At 70.6% G+C, this 19,384-nt stretch carries 18 protein-coding genes; 6 read left to right on the top strand and 12 right to left on the bottom strand.

Annotated elements, in window-relative coordinates; translation table 11 throughout:
- Positions 1–58 precede the first annotated feature (58 nt).
- Entirely contained in the window at positions 59–904 is an 846-nt protein-coding gene (locus E0497_RS03320) for an SAM-dependent methyltransferase (RefSeq protein WP_206663621.1), read from the bottom strand.
- 124 nt (positions 905–1,028) lie between these two features.
- The gene (locus tag E0497_RS03315) at positions 1,029–1,412 is read right to left on the bottom strand and encodes a YybH family protein (protein ID WP_137723358.1); all 384 of its coding nucleotides are present in this window, start codon (positions 1,410–1,412) and stop codon (positions 1,029–1,031) included.
- Between the two features lie 195 nt (positions 1,413–1,607).
- Here E0497_RS03315 and E0497_RS03310 point away from each other — a divergent pair, with 195 nt between their 5' ends.
- Positions 1,608–3,047 (top strand): aldehyde dehydrogenase family protein, encoded by a 1,440-nt coding sequence (locus E0497_RS03310; protein ID WP_137723357.1) that lies wholly within the window; start codon positions 1,608–1,610, stop codon positions 3,045–3,047.
- Positions 3,048–3,111: 64 nt separating this feature from the next.
- Here the strand turns inward: E0497_RS03310 and E0497_RS03305 are convergent, their stop codons facing one another.
- The 7 genes from E0497_RS03305 to E0497_RS03280 all read right to left on the bottom strand — a co-directional run bounded on the left by E0497_RS03305 (position 3,112) and on the right by E0497_RS03280 (position 10,383).
- Positions 3,112–4,242, bottom strand: a complete 1,131-nt coding sequence (locus E0497_RS03305; RefSeq protein WP_137723356.1) for a class II histone deacetylase — start codon at positions 4,240–4,242, stop codon at positions 3,112–3,114.
- 113 nt (positions 4,243–4,355) lie between these two features.
- A complete protein-coding gene (locus E0497_RS20945; RefSeq protein ID WP_277751661.1) occupies positions 4,356–4,487 on the bottom strand; it encodes a hypothetical protein in 132 nt (43 codons plus the stop codon).
- A 176-nt stretch (positions 4,488–4,663) separates the two neighbouring features.
- Positions 4,664–5,731, bottom strand: coding sequence for a 3,4-dihydroxyphenylacetate 2,3-dioxygenase (gene hpaD, locus E0497_RS03300; protein ID WP_137723355.1), 1,068 nt, complete (start codon positions 5,729–5,731; stop codon positions 4,664–4,666).
- Between the two features lie 26 nt (positions 5,732–5,757).
- Positions 5,758–7,275 (bottom strand): 5-carboxymethyl-2-hydroxymuconate semialdehyde dehydrogenase, encoded by a 1,518-nt coding sequence (hpaE, locus tag E0497_RS03295; RefSeq protein ID WP_137723354.1) that lies wholly within the window; start codon positions 7,273–7,275, stop codon positions 5,758–5,760.
- A gap of 29 nt (positions 7,276–7,304) precedes the next feature.
- Entirely contained in the window at positions 7,305–8,231 is a 927-nt protein-coding gene (dapA, locus tag E0497_RS03290) for a 4-hydroxy-tetrahydrodipicolinate synthase (RefSeq protein ID WP_137723353.1), read from the bottom strand.
- Entirely contained in the window at positions 8,228–8,932 is a 705-nt protein-coding gene (locus tag E0497_RS03285; protein ID WP_137723352.1) for a GntR family transcriptional regulator, read from the bottom strand. The genes dapA and E0497_RS03285 overlap by 4 nt, the downstream gene beginning before the upstream one ends.
- Positions 8,929–10,383, bottom strand: a complete 1,455-nt coding sequence (locus E0497_RS03280; RefSeq protein ID WP_137723351.1) for a fumarylacetoacetate hydrolase family protein — start codon at positions 10,381–10,383, stop codon at positions 8,929–8,931. The genes E0497_RS03285 and E0497_RS03280 overlap by 4 nt, the downstream gene beginning before the upstream one ends.
- 99 nt (positions 10,384–10,482) lie before the next feature.
- On the opposite strand from E0497_RS03280, the gene E0497_RS03275 reads away from it, so the two are divergent.
- Complete coding sequence (locus E0497_RS03275; protein ID WP_137723350.1) at positions 10,483–11,988, top strand: NAD-dependent succinate-semialdehyde dehydrogenase; 1,506 nt, start codon at positions 10,483–10,485, stop codon at positions 11,986–11,988.
- Positions 11,989–12,011: 23 nt separating this feature from the next.
- Here the strand turns inward: E0497_RS03275 and E0497_RS03270 are convergent, their stop codons facing one another.
- Positions 12,012–12,965: an AraC family transcriptional regulator gene (locus E0497_RS03270; protein ID WP_137723349.1), complete on the bottom strand. Its 954-nt coding sequence runs from the start codon at positions 12,963–12,965 to the stop codon at positions 12,012–12,014.
- A 160-nt stretch (positions 12,966–13,125) separates the two neighbouring features.
- On the opposite strand from E0497_RS03270, the gene E0497_RS03265 reads away from it, so the two are divergent.
- The gene (locus E0497_RS03265; RefSeq protein ID WP_241665682.1) at positions 13,126–13,884 is read left to right on the top strand and encodes an alpha/beta fold hydrolase; all 759 of its coding nucleotides are present in this window, start codon (positions 13,126–13,128) and stop codon (positions 13,882–13,884) included.
- Between the two features lie 28 nt (positions 13,885–13,912).
- Here E0497_RS03265 and E0497_RS03260 read toward each other — a convergent pair whose 3' ends face one another.
- A complete protein-coding gene (locus tag E0497_RS03260; RefSeq protein WP_137723348.1) occupies positions 13,913–14,878 on the bottom strand; it encodes an aldo/keto reductase in 966 nt (321 codons plus the stop codon).
- Positions 14,879–15,021: 143 nt separating this feature from the next.
- On the opposite strand from E0497_RS03260, the gene E0497_RS03255 reads away from it, so the two are divergent.
- Positions 15,022–15,765 (top strand): SDR family NAD(P)-dependent oxidoreductase, encoded by a 744-nt coding sequence (locus E0497_RS03255; RefSeq protein ID WP_137723347.1) that lies wholly within the window; start codon positions 15,022–15,024, stop codon positions 15,763–15,765.
- A gap of 42 nt (positions 15,766–15,807) precedes the next feature.
- Here the strand turns inward: E0497_RS03255 and E0497_RS03250 are convergent, their stop codons facing one another.
- A complete protein-coding gene (locus E0497_RS03250; RefSeq protein WP_137723346.1) occupies positions 15,808–17,157 on the bottom strand; it encodes an amidohydrolase in 1,350 nt (449 codons plus the stop codon).
- A gap of 111 nt (positions 17,158–17,268) precedes the next feature.
- On the opposite strand from E0497_RS03250, the gene E0497_RS03245 reads away from it, so the two are divergent.
- On the top strand, positions 17,269–18,387 hold the full coding sequence (locus E0497_RS03245) for a zinc-binding dehydrogenase (protein WP_241665681.1): 1,119 nt from the start codon (positions 17,269–17,271) through the stop codon (positions 18,385–18,387).
- Between the two features lie 24 nt (positions 18,388–18,411).
- Complete coding sequence (locus E0497_RS03240) at positions 18,412–19,380, top strand: aldo/keto reductase (RefSeq protein ID WP_206663620.1); 969 nt, start codon at positions 18,412–18,414, stop codon at positions 19,378–19,380.
- The last annotated feature ends 4 nt before the right edge of the window (positions 19,381–19,384 follow it).

Below are 19,384 nucleotides of genomic sequence, written 5' to 3'. Positions count from 1 at the left end.
CCACGCGCATTCGACGACGCCCACCGGAACATCCGGTGGGCGTCGTCGTTCGTGGTCGTCACTCCGTCGACACCTGTGCGATCACCGCGAACTGTGGGGCCGCCGGATCGTACGGTGCCCCCGCGACGTCCCCGAGCACCTCGACGACCGAGAGACCGGCCTCGCGCAGTTCCGCGGTCAGTTCGCCGGGGGTGAAGAACTGTGTCCAGTTGAAATACGTCCGCGTCCCGCCCTGCTCGACGATCTCGTACTTGTCGAGGGACACCCGCTCCTGCTCGTACCGGAACGTGTCGAGGAACCCGAAATACGGTCGCGGCGAGAAGAACCCGTCCATGAGGGAGCGGGCGTGGACGACCCGCTCCTCGACCCGGTCGAACGCCGGCGCCGCATCGACGTCGAAGAAGAACGAACCGCCGTCGGCGAGGTGCTCCCGGACCACACCGAGGAGCCGGCGTCGCGCATCCGGGATCATCGCGCAGTAGTCGCGCATGATCATCACGACGACGTCGTACCGCGCGGTGTCCCGGTAGGTCAGGTAGTCCTGGTGCAGATACCGGATGTCCCGGCCCGCCTCCCGCGCCGCGGCGCGCGCGTACTCGATCGACCGCCGCGAGAAGTCGAGGCCCGTCACCTCGCAGCCCGTCTCGGCGAACCGCCGGGTGTACAGGCCCGGACCGCACCCGAAATCCGCAAGCCGCCGCCCCGGCCCGAGCGCGAACCGTTCCGTGACGAACGCGACCGCACGCTCGATCAGCTCACCCCGATACGACGACAGATCCACGCCCGGATCCAGATGCGTGGCGAGCATCCGTTCGGAAATGTGCGGATCCGTCCACAGCTCGGGGATCGTCGTCGACGAGAAGATCACGGGACGGGTGTGGATACGGGCGAGGGCGTCGAACACGCAGGGTTCCCACTTTCGGGGCCGGTCGGGAACTGCCGGGGACAGAAGTATCGGACCTAGGAACTCATGGTCGGGAAGGCTAACGGAGCCACCCGTCCTCCCGCAAAGCATTACCCTGCTCGCGTCACAGCGAGAAGAACGGGTCGTCGAGCACGTACCGCCAGGTTCCGTCGCTCTGTCGGCGGACGACCTCCGTGGTCATCGTGGGCGCGGGCCTGCCGTCGACCGTCACGACGGCGTCGTTCGACAGGACGGCCACGTCCCCGATCTCGTGGATTCGGCGCAATTCGAGGGTGATGGTGGCGCCGACGTCCATCATCGCGCCGAGCGAGCGGCGGATGGCATCCGTCCCGTGATCCGTCTCCCCCGGAGACGGGCAGAACAGGGCTGTCGACTCGTACAGTCCCACGAGCGCGTCGAGGTCGCGCCCGTTGAAGTACGCCGTGAACAGTTCGGCGAGTTGCGCGGGGGTGGTCGCGCCTCGAACGTCGACTCGATCGGTCGTCATCGTCACTCCTTCGATCCGGGTTCGGGCCGGGAACGTCCTCCCGGCACTGTTCCATCGAAGCCGAACTCCCCCAAATGAATCCGAACCGAACAGGACATCGAGCACCGATCACCAACGATCGTGCACGGGTTGCCATGCGCCGGCGGCGGTCCACGCCGCAGCATGACGGCATCCCTCACGCAAAGGACCGGAATCATGGACCGCAAGACCCACCTGTTCATCGGCGGCACCTGGCAGCCCGCCCGCTCCGGTGACACGTTCGAGACCGTCGATCCCGCCACCGGGCGGGTCCACGCGCACTGTGCCGACGCCGGCGCGGCGGACGTCGATGCGACCGTCACTGCAGCCCGCGACGCTCTGCACGATCCTGCGTGGGCCGGGCTGAGTCCGGCGGAGCGCGCAAAACTGTTGTGGCGCATCGGTGATCTGATCGACGAGCATGCCGACGAGCTGGCTGCGCTCGAGACCGCCGATCAGGGCCAGCCGCTCGGGGTCGCCCGCGCGGTGAGTGTCGCGGGCGCCGCCGAGCACTTCCGCTACTACGCCGGCTGGGTCACCAAGATCGAGGGCGAGACGTCGCCGGTGTCGTTCCCCGGGGTGCTGCAGTATTCGACACGCGAACCGGTCGGGGTGTGCGCGCTCATCACCCCGTGGAACTTCCCGCTCATGATCGCCGCATGGAAGATCGCGCCGGCGCTGGCGTGCGGCAACACGGTGATCGTCAAGCCCGCCGAGCAGACCCCGCTGACGACCGTCCGACTCGTCGAGTTGTGCGAGCAGGCCGGGGTTCCGGCCGGGGTGGTGAACCTGCTCACCGGCGGACCGGAGGCCGGCAAGGCCCTGGTCGCCCACGACGACGTCGACAAGGTGTCGTTCACCGGGTCCACCGCGGTCGGGCGGGAGATCGTCCGCGCCGGCGCCGGCAACCTCAAGCGGGTGTCCCTCGAGCTCGGCGGCAAGGCGCCGGTGATCGTGCTTCCCGACGCGGACCTCGATGCCGCCGTCACCGGCGCCCTGCAGGGCGCCCTGCTCAACAGCGGGCAGGTGTGCGCCGCGTTCACCCGCTTCTACGTGCACCGCAGCGTCGCCGACGAGTTCGCCGACCGCTGCGCCCGCGCCGTGGAGTCGATGACGGTCGGGGCCGGCGCCGCACCGGGCACCGACCTGGGCCCGCTCGCCTCCGCAGAGCACCTCGCCCACGTGCAGGACCTGGTGCGGGCCGGCATCGACGAGGGCGCCCGCCTCGTCACCGGCGGTGCGCCGCTGGACCGGCCCGGGTTCTTCTTCGCGCCCACCGTGTTCGCGGACGTCCGCGACGGCATGCGGATCGCCCGCGAGGAGATCTTCGGTCCGGTGCTGGCGATCCTGCCCTACGACGACGTCTCCGAGTTGGTGGCCCGTGCCAACGACACCGAGTACGGGCTGGCGGCGTCGGTGTGGACCCGCGACGTCGGTGCCGCCCACCGGTTCGCGGCGGCTGTACGGGCAGGCACCGTGTTCGTGAACATGGCCAACCCGGTCGACGCGGCCGCGCCGTGGGGCGGGTTCAAGTCCAGCGGCTGGGGCCGGGAGATGGGCAAGCACGCACTCGAGCTGTACACCGAACTCAAGAGCGTGTGGACGAACATCGGCTGATCTGCCGACGACATGGAAACGGCCCCAGGATATTCCGTCCTGGGGCCGTTCACGTGCTCCGGGGTCAGGGTACGGTGACGCCGACGGGCGTGAGCCCCAGCGCCGCCGCCATCTCGTCGATCAACCCGCGCTGGAACGCCTGGAACCGCTCCCCCGGCTGCTGCAGCCGGAAGAAGTCGAGTTCGCCGTCGACGACGTCGGTGCGGACCCCGGCGAGTTCCTCGAGGATCGGCAGTCCGCAGAACGGCACGTACGCCTCCGAGTAGCCGCCCTCGTGGACGAGCACCAGTCGGCCGTCGCCCTCCGCGAGCAGCATCCGGGTCATCTCCCGGAACGTCTCGCTGTGTGCCTGCATCCGGGCGAGCGGGTCGACGGTGTTGGCGTCGAGCCCGGATGCGACGACCACCAGGTCGGGTTCGAACCGTGCGAGCGTCGGCAGCACGACGGTCTCCATCGCATACAGGTATTCGGCGTGCCCGCCGCCCGGCTGCAGCGGCACGTTGACGTTGAAGCCCAGGCCCGCGCCCTCGCCGCGGTCGTCGACGCCGCTGTATCCGGGCGGGAAGCACAGATCCTGATGGATCGAGATCGTGAGCACGTCGTCGCGGCCGTAGAAGATCGACTGGGTTCCGTTGCCGTGGTGGACGTCCCAGTCGACGACCGCGATCTTCCGGGCCAGACCGCGGGCGAGGGCCGACTCGACGGCGATCGCGATGTTCGCCAGGAAGCAGAAGCCCATCGACGCGTCGGGCAACGCATGGTGACCGGGCGGACGGCTGAGCACGTAGGCACGGTCGATGTCCCCGGTGAGGACGGCGTCGAGCGCCGCCTGCGCCAGCCCCGCGGACAGTTTCGCGATCTCGTAGGTGCCGGGACCGCACGGGGCGTGGTCGCCGAGGCTGCCGCCACCGGCGTCGCTGACCGCCTTGAAACGGTCGAGGTACTCGGCGGTGTGGATGCGCCGGATGTCGTCCTCGGACGCCATCGGTGCGGTGCGGAACTCGAGATGCGACGCCAGTCCGGAGACGTCCACGAGGTTCTTCAGGCGCCGCTTGCTCTCCGGCGACTCGGCGAGACCGGAACCGGACGGCGGCTGCACCCACCCGCCGACCGGGAGCGTGAGCGCGTACTGACCGGCACTGTGCCACATGCATTTCTCGTCGAAGTACAGTGCAGCCTTCTTGTTCGGGTCCATGAACGTAACCTCTTCGATGCCATCGATGATTCGGAGTGGAGAAACACCTCGGCCGGTACCCCTCGGGGGATCGCCCCGATGCCGGTACCGGCCGAGATACGCAGAACTGTGGATCAGCCGAGGAGGCCGACGACCATCGCGGCCAGTCCGGCCGCCGCACCGAGACCGGCGAGGGTGCCGCCGATGGCACCGAGCCAACCGCCGGCCTTGCCGAGGTTCTCGAGGTCAGTGGCAGAAGATCCCATGTCAAACTCCTTGTCCGAAGGGTGAACTGCTTACCGAAATGCGCACCGTGGCGCGGCGGATCGCCCGGAACCTCTTTCGCCCCAAGCGCTTCCGTAGGGAGAACTCTAGGATCCCGGATACACCGGCGGATTGTCGCCGCGTGCACGAACCTTGCCGATCGGCGCGAACCGACCCGTCACACCTGCTCGCCGAGCTTGAAGCCGGCGATCGCATCGTCGACGCGGGTGTAGGAGAAGCCGTCCGCGCCGATCGTGACGTCGGACTCGCGGGCGTCGGTGCGTTCGACGACCACCTTCGGCCGGCGGTCCAGGTCCAGGACCGTCGACGCGTTGCTGTACCACGACGGCACGACCGCGTTGCCCCACCAGTCGCGGCGCTGGTTGTCGTGCACGTCCCACGTGATCGTCGGGTTGTCCGGGTCTCCGGTGTAGTAGTCGTGCGTGTAGATCTCGATGCGGTGCCCGTCCGGGTCCAGCAGGTACAGGTAGAAGGCGTTGGAGACGCCGTGCCGGCCCGGGCCACGCTCGATGGCGTCGGAGCGGCGCACCGCCCCCAGATGGTCGCAGATGTGCAGCAACTGGTGGGCTTCCTGCGTCGCGAACGCGATGTGGTGCAGGCGCGGTCCGTCACCGCCGGTGAGGGCGACGTCGTGGACGGTGGGCTTGCGGAACATCCAGGCCGCGTAGACGGTCTCGTCGGAGTCCTGGATGTCCTCGGACACCCGGAAGTTCAGCGACTCGTAGTAGGTCCGGGCCGCGGGCACCGACGGCACCATGAGGTTGAAGTGGTCGAGTCGGGCGATCGCGCCGGCACCGTGCAGGTCGTAGCGCTGGGTGAAGCGTTCGACGTGGTCGGCGGCGTAGAAGAACTCGATCGGGAATCCGAGCGGGTCCTCGATCCGGACAGCCTCCCCGATGCCGCGTTCGGTTCCGGCCGGCACCCGTTCGGTCCGCACCCCGAGTTCGCGGTAGAACATCTCGGCGGCGTCGACCTCGTCGGCCGAGCGCACCCGGTAGGCGAGACGACCGAGCGCCGCCACCGGCCCGCGCCGCAGCACCAGCGAGTGGTGCAGGTACTCCTCGAACGCGCGCAGATAGATGGCGTCGTCGTCCTCGTACGTGACGACGAGCCCGAGCACGTCGACGTAGAACGCGCGCGACGCGGCGAGGTCCGTGACGACCAGTTCGACGTAGGCGGCGCGGACGACGTCCGGCGGCGGCGCCTGGATGCTGTTGTCGGACATGATGGTTCTCCTCGTGAGGGTAGGGGTCAGTGGGCGCCGAAGCGAGGGGTGTGCACGTCGCCGAGCGTGATGTGGACGGCCTGCTGGTCGGTGTAGAAGTCGATGCTGCGGTAGCCGCCCTCGTGGCCGAGGCCGCTGGCCTTGACGCCGCCGAACGGGGTCCGCAGGTCGCGGACGTTGTGCGAATTCAGCCACACCATCCCGGCCTCGACGGACTGCGCGAACGTGTGGGCACGCTTGAGGTCGCCGGTCCACACGTACGCGGCCAGGCCGTAGCGGACACCGTTCGCGAGTTCGAGGGCCTCGGCGTCGGTGTCGAACGGGGCGATCGCCACGACCGGGCCGAAGATCTCCTCCTGGAAGATGCGGGCGTCGCGGTCGACGTCGGCGAACACGGTCGGTGCGATGTAGTTGCCCTCCGGCAGGTGTTCCGGTCGGCCGCCGCCGGCGAGCAAGCGGCCCTCGGTCTTGCCGATCTCCACGTAGGAGGCGACCTTGTCGTAGTGCTCGGGGTGGACCAGCGCGCCGACCTCGGTGGCCGGGTCCTGCGGGTCGCCGACGACGATGCTCTTCGCGCGCTCGGCATAGCGGGTGACGAACTCGTCGTAGATGCTGCGTTCCACCAGGATTCGCGATCCGGCGGTGCAGCGTTCCCCGTTGAGGGAGAACACACCGAACAGGGTGGAGTCGATCGCGGCGTCGAGGTCGGCGTCGGCGAACACGATCGCCGGCGACTTGCCGCCCAGTTCCATCGACATGCCCTTGAGGTGCTCGGCACAGTTCCGGAAGATCGTCTTGCCGGTGTTCGATTCGCCGGTGAACGAGATGAGTGGGACGCCGGGGTGTTTGACGAGGGCGTCGCCGGCCTCCTCGCCGATGCCGTTGACGAGATTGAACACGCCGTCCGGCAGCCCGGCCTCCTCGAAGATCTCCGCCCACAGGCTCGCCGAGAGCGGCGTGAACTCGGCCGGCTTGAGCACCACGGTGCAGCCGGAGGCCAGGGCGGGGGCCAGCTTCCAGCTCTCGAGCATGAACGGGGTGTTCCACGGCGTGATGAGCCCGGCCACGCCGACCGGCTTGCGGTTGACGTAGTTGACCTGCGCACCGGGCACCTTGTAAGTGTCGTCGGCCTGCGCGACGATCAGGTCCGCGAAGAACCGGAAGTTCTCGGCGGCCCGCTGGGCCTGCCCGAGGGCCTGGGTGATGGGCAGGCCGGTGTCGAAGGTCTCGAGTTCGGCGAGGCGGCTGTCCCGGGCGGCGACACCGTCGGCGATCCGGTTCAGGATCCGGGCACGTTCGCGCGGCTTCATCTGCGGCCACGAGCCGTGGACGAACGCCTCGGTGGCAGCGGCGACGGCCCGGTCGACGTCCTCGGCCCGACCGGCGGCCGCGGTCGCGTACGGCAGGTTGGTGACCGGGTCGAGCACGTCGAACGTGTTGCCGGACAGGCTGTCCACGAACTGTCCGCCGATGTAGTGCTGGATGTGCGTGGGCAGTCCCTGCGGGGCGCGCGCCGGCAGCGCGCGGGATTCGGTGGTGGTCATCGGTGGTCTCCGGGAAGGTAGGGGCGAGCTCAGACGGTGATCGGGGTGAGGTACTCGGCAGCTCGGTCGGCGAGCGTCTTCACGCGGGCCTGCCCGTCCTCGGTGAGCGGGATCAGCGGGGGCCGCACGTGCGCCGAGGACAGCAGCCCTCGCTGGTGCAGCAGCCACTTCGCGGGCGCCGGGTTGGTCTCGACGAACAGCAGGTCCACCAGCGGGTGCACCCCGTAGTGCAGCGTCCGGGCCAGGTCGAGGTCCCCGGCCTGGTACGCCTCGTAGGTCTGTGCGACGGCCGCGGGCGCGATGTTGCACAGCGCCGAGACGAAGCCGACGCCGCCGAGGGTGAGCAGCGGCAGGCACAGCAGCTCGATGCCCGACCACACCAGCAGGTCCGGGCCTGTGGCGTGCAGGGTGCGGGAGAAGTGCTCGAAGTCCTTGGTGGTCTCCTTGACGCCGACGAAGTTGTCGAAGTCGCGGAACAGCCGGGCGATGGTCTCGGGCGCGATGTCCACGGCGGTCCGCGACGGCACGTTGTACGCGATGATCGGCAGGTCCGGGAATTCCCGGGCCACCGTGGCGTACCACGTGTACAGCGCCTCTTGGGTGGGCTTGGCGTAGTACGGGGTGATGATGAGGGCGGCGTCGACGCCGGCGTCCTGCGCCGCCGCGGTGAGCTCGAGGGTCTCGTCGAGCTTGGCCGAGCCGGTACCGGGCACGAACGGCACCCGGTCGCCGATCTCGTCGGCGACGGTGCGGATCGCGGCGGCCCGCTCGGCGATCGACTGCGACGACGGCTCGCCGGTGGAACCCCCGAGCGAGATGCCGTGGGTGCCGGAGGCGAGCTGCCAGCGCACCAGCCGGCGCAGTGAGTCGTGGTCGACGGCGGAGTCGTCGGTGAACGGGGTGATCAGCGGGGCGATGGAACCCTTGATCTGACGCGGGTCGGAGCGAAATTTCATGCCGGGCTGCTTCCTGGGCTCTTGTACGCCGCAAACGGTTTCGCTGCGGACGGCTGGTTGGCGAGGACGAGGTTCAGGGTGTTCTCGCGGTGCGCGCGGGCGGCGGTCTCGATGTCCGCGCGCGGCGCACCGGCGTCGATGAGGTCGAGGATGTGCTCGTGCTCGGCGACGGATTCCTCCGCCCGCCCCGGCACGAACACGAACGTGGACGAGCGCAGTACCGTCAGCCGAGCCCAGCCCCGCCCGACGAGGTCGAGCAGGTGCGGGTTGGGGCACTGCGCGCACAGTTCCTGGTGGAATCGGGCGTTGAGGGCGGTGAATTCCTCGGGGTCGAAACGGGTGAGGCACGCGCGCATCTCGTCGTTGATCGACCGGGCGCGAGCCCGGGCGGTCGGGTCGAGCAGCGGCGCCGAGTAGCCGGTGGCCGCGGACTCGACGACCGCGAGGGTCTCCATCGTCCAGCGGTACTCGTCGAGGTCGAGGCGGGCGACGGTGGCGCCGACGTTGCGCTCGAACGTCACCAGCGACTCGGCCTCGAGCCGGCGCACCGCCTCGCGCACCGGCACCACCGACACCCCGAGTTCGGCGGCGACCCGGGAGAGCACGAGTCGGTGCCCCGCGGCCCACTGGCCGTCGACGATCCGCGCGCGGATCTGCTGGTAGGCGAACTCGGACTTGGACTGCTGGGCCGGTTCGCTCATCGCTGAGCTCCCGCCGCGGCTCCGGTCCGGTCGAGGTAGCGCTGCTTCCAGTCGCCGGACAGCGGGTAGAGTCCGTCGACGCTGTGCCCGGCGCGCACCTGCTCGGCGATGAACGTCTCCTGCCGTTCCTGTTCCTCGGCGGCGGTGAGAACCTCCTCGACGAGGTGCCGCGGGATCGCGATCACCCCGTCGTCGTCGCCGACGATCACGTCCCCGACCTGCACGGTGGCGCCGCCGCACCCGATGGTCACGTCGGTCTCCCACGGCACGTGCCGGCGGCCCAGCACCGACGGGTGCCGCCCACCGCCGAACACCGGCAGACCCACGTCGGCGACCGCGGCGGCGTCACGGACCGCACCGTCGGTGACGATGCCGGCGGCGCCGCGGGCCAGCGCCCGCAGGGCGAGGATGTCGCCGAGGGTGCCGGCGGTGGTGTCACCGCGAGCCTCCATCACCAGCACCTCCCCCTCTCCGAGCGTGTCGATCGCACGTTTCTGCGCGTTGTAGCCGCCGCCGTGGGCGGTGAACAGGTCCTTGCGGAACGGGATGTAGCGCAGGGTGCGTGCCGTCCCGACCATCCGACGGCCCGGCGCGAGCGACCCGACACCGTCGATGCTCACGGATTCGAAGCCGCGGGTCCGCAACTGCGCGGACAGCGTCGCCACCGCGACCTTGCCGAGCCGGCTCCGCAGTTCCGGGTCGAGCCGGGGTGCGGCCGCGCTGCCGTAGGCGTCGGCGGCCGTGGCCGCGTCGGCCTTCGCCGGGGAGCCCCACGACGCGAGCGGCTCCCCCTCGACGACCTCGGTGCGCAGCCGTCCGGTGGTCACCGCAGGATCGGCGAGCGCGTCGATCTCGACCTCGACGACCTGGCCGGGCAACGCGACGGACGCGCCCGCGGGGGTGCCGGTGAGGATCACATCTCCGACCTCGAGAGTCATCACCCGGGACAGGTCCGCGACCAGGTGCCCGAACGGGAACAGCAGGTCGGCGGTGGTGTCCTCCTGGACGAGCCGGCCGTCGAGCCACGCGCGGATCCGCAGACCGTCGGGTGCCACGGTGGCCGCGTCGATCAGCCGCGGTCCGAGTGGAGTGCACCCGTCGCCGCCCTTGGATCGGGTGTTGGAGCCGGCGTCCGCGTACCGCAGGTCGTACAGACCGAGATCGTTTGCGGCCGTGACCCATCCGATGTGCCGCCAGCCGTCGTCGGGGGCGACGTGCCGGGCGGTGGCACCGACGACGAGGGCGATCTCGCCCTCGAACCCGAGGAGTTCGGTGCCGCCGGGGCGGACCACGGCCCCGCTGCCGGCCAGTGACGTCGCCGGCTTGAGGAAGTAGGACGCGTATCGCGGCGTCCTGCCCCGTTCGGCGGCGCGGGACGGGTAGTTCAGGTGTACCGCAATGATTTTCCCGGGGCGGGACCCCAGGGTTTCCGTTACTGCGTCGACGGACATCGTGCCTCCCGATGGAGCTAAATCGTATACGATGTGAGATATGATACGGATCACGTTCGATCCGTCAACCCCAACACACCCACTCCGCGAGGACGCGCGATGACGATCCAGACCTCCCCCCTTCGTTCTGCTGAAGCCTTGTCCCCCAAGCACACCGGCGTCTTCGTCGCCGGCCGATGGCAGGCCGCGTCGACCGGTGCCACGTTCGACGTGCTCGACCCGGCCACCGGTCACGTGATCGCCGAGGTCGCCGACGCAACCCCCGAAGACGGCGCCGCAGCCCTCGACGCCGCGGCCGCCGCACAGCGCGACTGGGGCCGCACCCCCACCCGCGAGCGGTCCGAGATCCTGCGTCGCGCATACGATCTGCTCATCGCACGCACCGACGAGTTCGCGGTACTGATCACCGCCGAGATGGGCAAGTCCCTCACCGAGGCCCGCGGCGAGGTGGTCTACGGTGCCGAGTTCCTGCGCTGGTTCTCCGAGGAGGCGGTGCGGATCGGCGGCCGCTACTCCCACGCCCCCGACGGCCGCTCCCGACTGCTCGTCACCAAGCGCCCCGTCGGCCCGGCCCTGTTCGTCACTCCGTGGAACTTCCCGCTCGCGATGGCCACCCGCAAGATCGCTCCCGCACTGGCCGCGGGCTGCACCAGCATCCTCAAGCCCGCCGCGCAGACCCCGCTCACCGCACTCGCATTCGCGGCCCTGCTCGCCGAGGCCGGGGTACCCGACGGCGTCGTCAACGTCGTACCCACGACCTCCGCGGGCGCGGTGACCGCGCCGCTGCTGCGGGATCCGCGGCTGCGCAAGCTGTCGTTCACCGGGTCGACCGGTGTCGGCAAGCGTCTGCTCGCCCAGGCCGCCGAGGGCGTCCTGCGGACGTCGATGGAACTCGGCGGCAACGCCCCGTTCCTGGTGTTCGAGGACGCCGACATCGACGCCGCACTCGACGGCGCGATGATCGCCAAGGTCCGCAACATCGGCCAGGCCTGCACGGCCGCGAACCGGTTCCTCGTCCACGAGTCGGTGGCCGAGGAGTTCACCGCCGGTCTGACCGCCCGGTTCACTGCGCTGCGGCTCGGCCCCGGCGCCGCGGACGGTACCGATGTCGGCCCGCTCGTCGACGAGACCGCCCGCGCCGGCGTCCACGCCCTGGTTCGCGCCGCGGTCGCGGACGGGGCCCGGGTCTGCACGGGTGGCTCGATCCCCGACGGGCCCGGCCACTTCTACCCGCCGACCGTGCTCGCCGACGTCCCCCGTGGCGCCGCGATCCTGCGGGAGGAGATCTTCGGCCCGGTCGCCCCGGTCGTCACGTTCGCCACCGAGGCCGAGGCGATCGCACTCGCCAATGCGACCGAGGTGGGTCTGGCCGGCTACGCGTACACCCGCGACGCGGCCCGGATGCTGCGGCTGTCCGAGGAGATCGAGGTGGGCATGCTGGCGATCAACCAGGGGCTGATCTCCAATCCGGCTGCGCCGTTCGGCGGCCTCAAGGAGTCCGGGCTGGGCCGCGAGGGCGGCACCGAGGGGGTCGAGGAGTTCCTCGACACCGTGTACGTGGGCATCGTCGACCCCCACACCGATCCGCACCTCGGAGCCCGCTGACCGTATGGGGGCGGGTACTGCCGTCAGGCGCCCGCCCCCGACGCCGCGAGCCGGTACTGCTTGGGACTGGACCCGTACGCGGACTTGAAGATCCGCGACAGGTGGGCCGGGTCGTCGAGGCCCCACCGGGCACCGATCGCACCGACGGACAGACCCGCGAGCATCGGATCCGCGAGGTCGCGACGGCAGCGTTCGAGCCGTCGACCGCGCACCCACGCCGCCACCGTCCGACTCTCGGCCCGGAACAGGCTGTGCAGGTGCCGGGTCGAGATGAAGTGGGCCGCCGCGATCCGCGGTGGATCCAGTGCCGGATCACCGAGGTGTTCGTCGATGTAGCCGCGGATGCGGGCGACGAGTTGCCGGTGCGGGTCCGGACGTTCGTTCGCGCCGAGGCCCAGGTGGGCGGTACACGCCGTCGAGATCAGGTCGAGCGCCGAGTGGGTGAGGCGGGCCCCTGCCGGTCCGGTCAGAACGTCGAGATTCGCGGCGACGGCCGCCAGGTACGGGGCGACGACCCGCCCGAGCGGATCGTCGGCGCGCGTCGCGACTGCGGTCACCTCGCGGACCGACGCGGGCGGCAGGTCGAGCATCGACTGCGGGAACATCAGCACCAGCGACGAGAACTCGTCGTCGAATTCGAGGGCATAGGGGCGGCCGGCGTCGTAGATCGCGAAGTCGCCTGCCCGCAGTACAGTTTCGCGACCGTCCTGGACGAGGATGCCACTGCCCCGCAAGAGCATCGACACCTTGTAGGCGGGATCGGGCGGCACCGCTGCGTCCCCACAGGTCCGATGGACCCGGTGGGCCGTCGCATGCACGGTGGACCAGCCGACGTCGCCGACGGCGCACCGGCGCAGTTCCCCGGCGAACGACGCGACGCCCGGTGTCTCGACGCCGAGCGGGACGAACGCGGAGCTGACGAGGCGCCGCCAGTCGTCCCTCGCCCCCACCCGGTGGCACTGCACGTCGATCGTCATGCGCTCCACCCTCCGTGTATCCATGTTCGATCGATCGACCGGATCGGTTGCGACCCAGTGCAATCTGCGGAAAATCCTTGTCCGGTCGGCCACCCGACTTTATTGTCTACATTCATAGACTAAAAGTGGTTCGTCCACCAGAGATTCCGAAGGAGCTTCCGTGACCGCTCACCCCCGGACCGGCATCGCACCCCTGACCGTCCGCACGACCACCCCCACCGCCCCGCCGTCCGGTCCCCCGGTCCTGCTCGTCCACGGATTCACCTCCGACGGCACCGCCGACTGGGCGGACGCCGGCTGGCCGCAGGAGCTCGCGGCGGCAGGCCGGACCGTGATCGTTCCCGATCTGCGCGGCCACGGCGCCAGCCCGGCACCCTCCGACGCCGCGCAGGTCACCGCCACCGCGATGGTCGACGATCTGGTGGCGGCGCTCGGCGGCGCGACCGTCGTCGATGTGATCGGCTACTCGCTCGGCGCCCGGCTGGCCTGGGAGCTGCCACGACATCCGGCGGTGACGGTGCGGAAGATGATCCTCGGTGGACTGAGTCCCGTCGAGCCGTTCGGGGCCGTCGACGTCGATGCGATCCACACCCACCTGGGCGGCGGCGACGCCCCGGCCGACGGCCTGACCGCGATGATCACCACGATGATCACCACCCCCGGCCGGAACGCTGCCGCGCTCGCCACCTGCATCGAAGGCCTGCGCGCCGAGCCGTTCGCGCCGCAGGACACCAGGTTCGACACCCCGACCCTGTTCGTGGCCGGCGACGCCGACCCCATGACGGCGGGGATCGACGACCTGGCCGCCCTGATTCCGGGAGCGACCGTCGTGCGGGTCCCCGGCGACCACCACGGAGCCCTGACGAGCACCGAGTTCCGCAGTACGGCACAGGAATTCCTCGCCGCACCCGCATCCTGAGCGGGCACGGCGAGCCGCGCGGACGGTACTACCAGGCGCCGTCCGCGCGGACCTCCCGGTCGAGCCACAGCTCGGACAGCGCGGCGTCGATCTCGGCGCCGTGCCGGGCGTACAGTTCGATCGCTCCGAGGTTGTCCTCGAGCTGCGAGATACGGCTCACCCCGACCAGCACGTTCGCGACCGCCGGGTTGCCCAGGCAGAACGCGACCGACAACTGCGCCGGGGTCACCCCGAACTCGGCGGCGATCCGCGCGACCGTGTCCGCGGCGTCGCGGATCCGCTCCCGGATCTCCCCCGGATCGGCGCCGATCTTGCGGTCGGGATGCTTCTTTCCGGCCAGGATGCCACCCTCGAGGACGTCGGAGGCCTGCAACGCCAGGGTGCCGTCGGCGAAGAGTGCGCCGTAGTGCGACCCCTCGGCCATGCTGCGGCGTACGACGCTGTACTTGAGCTGCGCGAAGGTCGGTGCCGGAATGCTCTCGGCTCGAGCGAAATCGAGTGCTGCGCGCAGGTCGTCGGCGATCCAGTTGTTGACACCCCAACTCGCGAACCGGCCGGCTCGGATCTGCTCGCCGACATCGGTGACCAGGCGTGGAATGTCGGGGCGTTCGAAGTAGTCGCCGACCACCACGGTGTCGGCGGACTCGATCCCGATCCGGTCGAGGGACCGCACCATCTGCTCGCCGAACCCGGTCGCCGGGTATTCCCACAGCCACAGCTTGCCGCACAGTTGGTACTCGCCGCGGGGCACACCGGCCGCACGGATCACCTCGCCGAAGATGATGTCGGTCCGGGCCTGTTCGGCGTGCGGGCCCATGTTGTAGTGCGCGACGTCGAACAGCGTGACCCCCGCGTCGACGGCCCGGTGGACGAGCGCCACCGCATCGTCGAAGTCCATGCGGTCCCACGTGTTCCACGAGCCGAGCCCGAGGAGCGACACCTCCGGCCCACCGGGCCCGAGCCGACGCCTCGGGGTCGTGATGCTCTCGGTCATCCGTCCACCTCCTGTTGCCTCCGTCACATTTATTTTCTACGCTTGTATAACATAGCGAGCGGACGGTGTGCCATCCCGGACGTTCTCCGAACTCTCACGCGCTCAACAGAAATCACTCCTCTCCGACCCATGGAGGTCTCACCATGAACACATCCAGCGGACGCACGGTGCTCGTCACGGGCGGCGCGAGCGGTATCGGCCGCGGTATCGCCGAGGCCTTCGTCGCCGCCGGCGACCGCGTCGTCGTCGCCGACATCGACCCCGCGGCCGCGGCCTCCACCGCGCAGGAGATCGGCGCCGGACACGTGCGCGTCGACATCGGTGACGCGGACTCGATCGACGCCGCCGTCGCCGCCGTCACCGCCGAGCACGGGCCGATCGAGGTCCTGGTCAACAACGCCGGCCTGGCCGCCGGCGGCGCACCGCTCGTCCACCTGCCCGTCGAGGTTCTCGACACCGTGCTCCGGGTGAACTTCCGCGGCACCTTCCTGATGACCCGCGCCGTCGGGGCACACATGATGACGCACGGCACGCGCGGTGCGATCGTCAACGTCAGCTCGATCGGCGCCCGCCAGCCCACCCCCGGACTCGGGCACTACGAGGCCACCAAGGCCGCCGTCGACGCCATCACCCGGTCCGCCGCGATCGAGTTCGCCGCCGACGGGATCCGGGTCAATGCCGTCGCCCCCGGACCGGTGCTCACGCCGATGACCGCCGAGTTCGCGAGCAACGCCGAGGCCCGGGCGGCATGGGAGTCGCGGATTCCGTCCGGACGCATCGCCGGGGTCGACGACGTCGTGCCGTCCGTGGTGTTCCTGGCCGGCCCCGGGGCCGCCCACATCACCGGAGTGAGCCTGGCTGTCGACGGCGGCCAACTCCTCGCCTGAGCCGGTCGTGGTGGGGGCGGGTACGTCCCGCCCCCACGAGGCTCAGCTCCGGCGGAACACCGTCCGGCCGTCGACGATCGTCGCATCGACCGCGACGTCGGGCAGTTCACTCGGGGCGAGCTCGAGTGGATCCTGTTCGAGGACACAGACGTCCGCGGCCATCCCGACGGCAAGCGTGCCCTTCCAGTGCTCGGCGCGATCCTGCACCGCCGGCTCGACGGTGTAGCAGCGCAGCAGCCGCCGCATCACCGCCCGCGGGTCGCGGCGCACCGCGTCCGGCATCGACGCGGCCGCGGCCGCGATCCCGAGCCGCCAGTCCGGGGTGAGGACCGGAGCATCCGAGCTCAGCGACACCGGCACCCCGGCGGCGAAGGCCTGTTCGAGCGGCCAGGCGGCGCCGGCGATCTCGTCGCCGAGGGCGCCGGCCATCCACCCGCGGGTCTGCGCGGCGATGCACGGCTGGGTGTTCAGACCCACCCCGACGGCGGCCATCCGGCCGAGGATCTCGGGGGTGACCAGGTCGCCGTGGATGACGTAGTGCCGGGGCCGCTGCGGATCCCGTTGCTGCTCACGGGCGAGCGCGTCGACCATCGTCTCGATGGTGCGGTCCCCGGTGGCGTGGACGCCGATCTGCAGGCCGCGCGCGTGCGCGAGGGCGATCATCCGGCGCAGGTTCGCCTCCCGCTCGGCCGCGTCGGCGCCGTCGACGAGCAGGGCACCGTCGGTGCCGTCGGCGTAGCAGTGGTGGGTCCACGCGGTCCGCATGGGCGGGATGCCGTCGGCGAAGATCTTCACCCCGGCCACCCGCAGCCACCGCGGGTCGGACTGCGGGACAGGTGTGTCCAGTCCGCGCTCGAGGTTCGCCACGGCGCTCGGCCCGTCGAGTTCCCCGAACAGGCGCAGCACCGTGACGCGCGCATCCAGGGCGCCCTCCCGCGACAGGGCCGCGTACTCGTCGAGAACGGCGGACGAGAAACACCCGGTGGGGCCGTCGTCCTCCCCCGGCCCCAGTCCCGGTTCGGTGAAACTGGTGATGCCCAGGCCGGAGGCGATCCGCACCGCTCGCAGGATCGCCGCGCGCCGGTCCGCCGCGGTCACCAGGGCCGGGGGCGGGTCGGCGGGGTCGGTTCCGCCGCCGAGGAGCGTGGCGGGCCACATCGCGCCGAGCCACGCGGCGTGCAGGTGCGAGTCGTTGATACCGGGAACCAGGGCCCGTCCGGCGAATTCGAGGACCTCGGTGCGGGGTCCGATCAGGTGCCGGACGTCGCGCTCGTCGCCCGTCGCGACGATCCGTCCGCCGCGGATCGCGAGCGCGGTCGCCGGACGGGCATCGGGATCGAGTGCCGATACGGTCGCTCCGAGGACGACCGAATCCGCGTGTGCGTCAGTCACGTTCACAGCAGGTGGGGCGAAATCCGCCTCCGGAAACTCTGGTGATTTTATTTCCACGCTCGTAGACTAAAGCAATTCACGGCGATGTCCACCCCGATCAAGGAGACCGAATTGCCCGTATCCACCACGCCACGCGTCTCGACCCGCGCCGCGGTCCTCACCGCGCACGGACAGCCCCTGAGCATCGGCGAGATCCCGCTGCCGCCCACCGTCGAACCCGGCGCCGCCCTGGTCCAGGTCAGCTGTACCTCCTTGTGCGGCACCGATGTCCACCTGTGGTCGGGCGCCATGACCTTCCCCGGCATGCTGCCGATGGTCCTCGGGCACGAGATGGTCGGCACCGTCGTCGCGGTCGGTGACGGCACCGTCGACACCCTCGGCCGTCCCGTGTCGATCGGCGACCGCATCGGCTGGTCCGAATCCACGTGCGGCACCTGCTTCGGTTGCACGGTGCTGCGCGAGCCTGTCGCGTGCTCGTCCCGCGGCTACGGCTTCCTGCAACGCTCCGACGTCGCCCCGTACGCCACCGGCGGGCTCGTCGAGTACTGCTACGTCACCCCCGGTGCCGCGAAACTGCTGCTGCCCGAACAGGTCGCCGACACCCACGCCGCGATGAGTGGCTGCGCCGCCAAGACCGTGCTGCGCGCCTTCTCCCGCGTCGGCGGCATCCGTCCCGGCGCCAGTGTCGTCGTCCAGGGTGCGGGCGCCCTCGGCCTGTTCGCGACCGCGTTCGCGCAGATCTCCGGCGCCGGCCGGATCGTCACCGTCGGTGGCCCCGACGACCGACTGCGCGCCGCCACCGCGTTCGGCGCCACCGACACCGTCGACCTGTCGGCCGCCCCGGCCGAGCGGATCGAGCACATCCTCGACCTCACCGGCGGCGGCGCCGACTACGTGTTCGACTTCGCGGGCGCACCCAGCGTCGGCGAGGAGGCGATCGGGGTGGCCGCGCACCGGGGCACGGTCGCGATCGTCGGCAGCACCGGACCGGTGGCCACCCCCGTCGCCCTGGGCACGGTGATGGGCAAGGAACTGTCCGTAGTCGGCTCCCTCAACGGCGACATCGCCGACTACTACCGGGCCGTCGAGTTCTTCGGCACGTTCGGTGACCGCTTCCCGTGGGACGAATTGTTCAGCACCCCGGTCGGACTCGGATCCGCATCCGACGCGCTCGCCTCGATGCACCGGCTCGGTGAGATCAAGGCCGTCGTCGACCCCCGCCTGCCCTGACCCCTGCTCCCGAAGGAGACCCCCATGCCCGACACTGCCCTGGCCCCGATCCCACAGCGCCGCATCGGCGCCGACGGCCCCCTGACCTCCACGCTCGCCCTCGGCTCGTGGCACACCTACGACCGCATGGACTTCCGCGACGCGGTCGCGATGGTTTCCGAGGCCGTCGACCGCGGTATCACCCTGTTCGACGTCGGCGTCTACAGCATGCCCGGGCACCCGCCGGTGTTCACCGACGTGCTGTTCTCGGCGATCGTCCGGGCCGCCGGGCTGCACCGCGAGCAGTACCAGCTCTCCGCCAAGCTGTGGCTCGAGCCGTACCCGGCGCAGCCGCTGCGCGACCAGTTGGAGAACGCGCTGCTGCGCGCCGGCACCGACCACGCCGACCTGGTGATCCTCGGCGACCTGCGCACCGAGGGCCTCGACCTGACCCGCCTCGTCCACGACCTCGCCGACCTGCGCGACGCCGGCCTGATCGGCGCGTGGGGAGTGAACAACTGGTCCGCCGTCAATGTCGGCACCCTGCTCGACGTCGCCGCCGCCGACGGCGTCCCCGGACCGCAGATCGCGCAACTCAAGTACAGCGTCGCCCGCCGCGCCATCCCCGACGGCGAACCGTTCGCCGCCCTGTGGGCCCGCGGCCTGACCATGCAGTCCTCCGACGTGATGGAGGGCGGCATCCTCGCCGGCAAGACTCCGCAGCGGGAGATCGGCCGCGACCCCGGCGGGATCCGCGAGCGGATCGTCGAGGTCGCCCCGAAGCTCGTCGCGATCGCCGCCGAACTCGGCACCACCGCCGCCCAGTTGGCCGTCGCGTTCACACTCACCCACCCGGCCAACACCACCACCCTGTTCGGGGCCACGAGCATCACCCAACTGCGCGAGAACCTCGGCGCCGTCGACCTCGTCGAACGTGTCGGCGCGCAGCCGCTGCGCGATCTGGTCGCCGACCTGCAGGCCGACGCCGGCGTCGTCGACCCGGCCGGGCCGTAATCGC

The organism is Prescottella subtropica, assembly GCF_005434945.1.
Taxonomy (GTDB): domain Bacteria; phylum Actinomycetota; class Actinomycetes; order Mycobacteriales; family Mycobacteriaceae; genus Prescottella; species Prescottella subtropica.
This window is presented reverse-complemented; position numbering and strand designations above follow the sequence as displayed.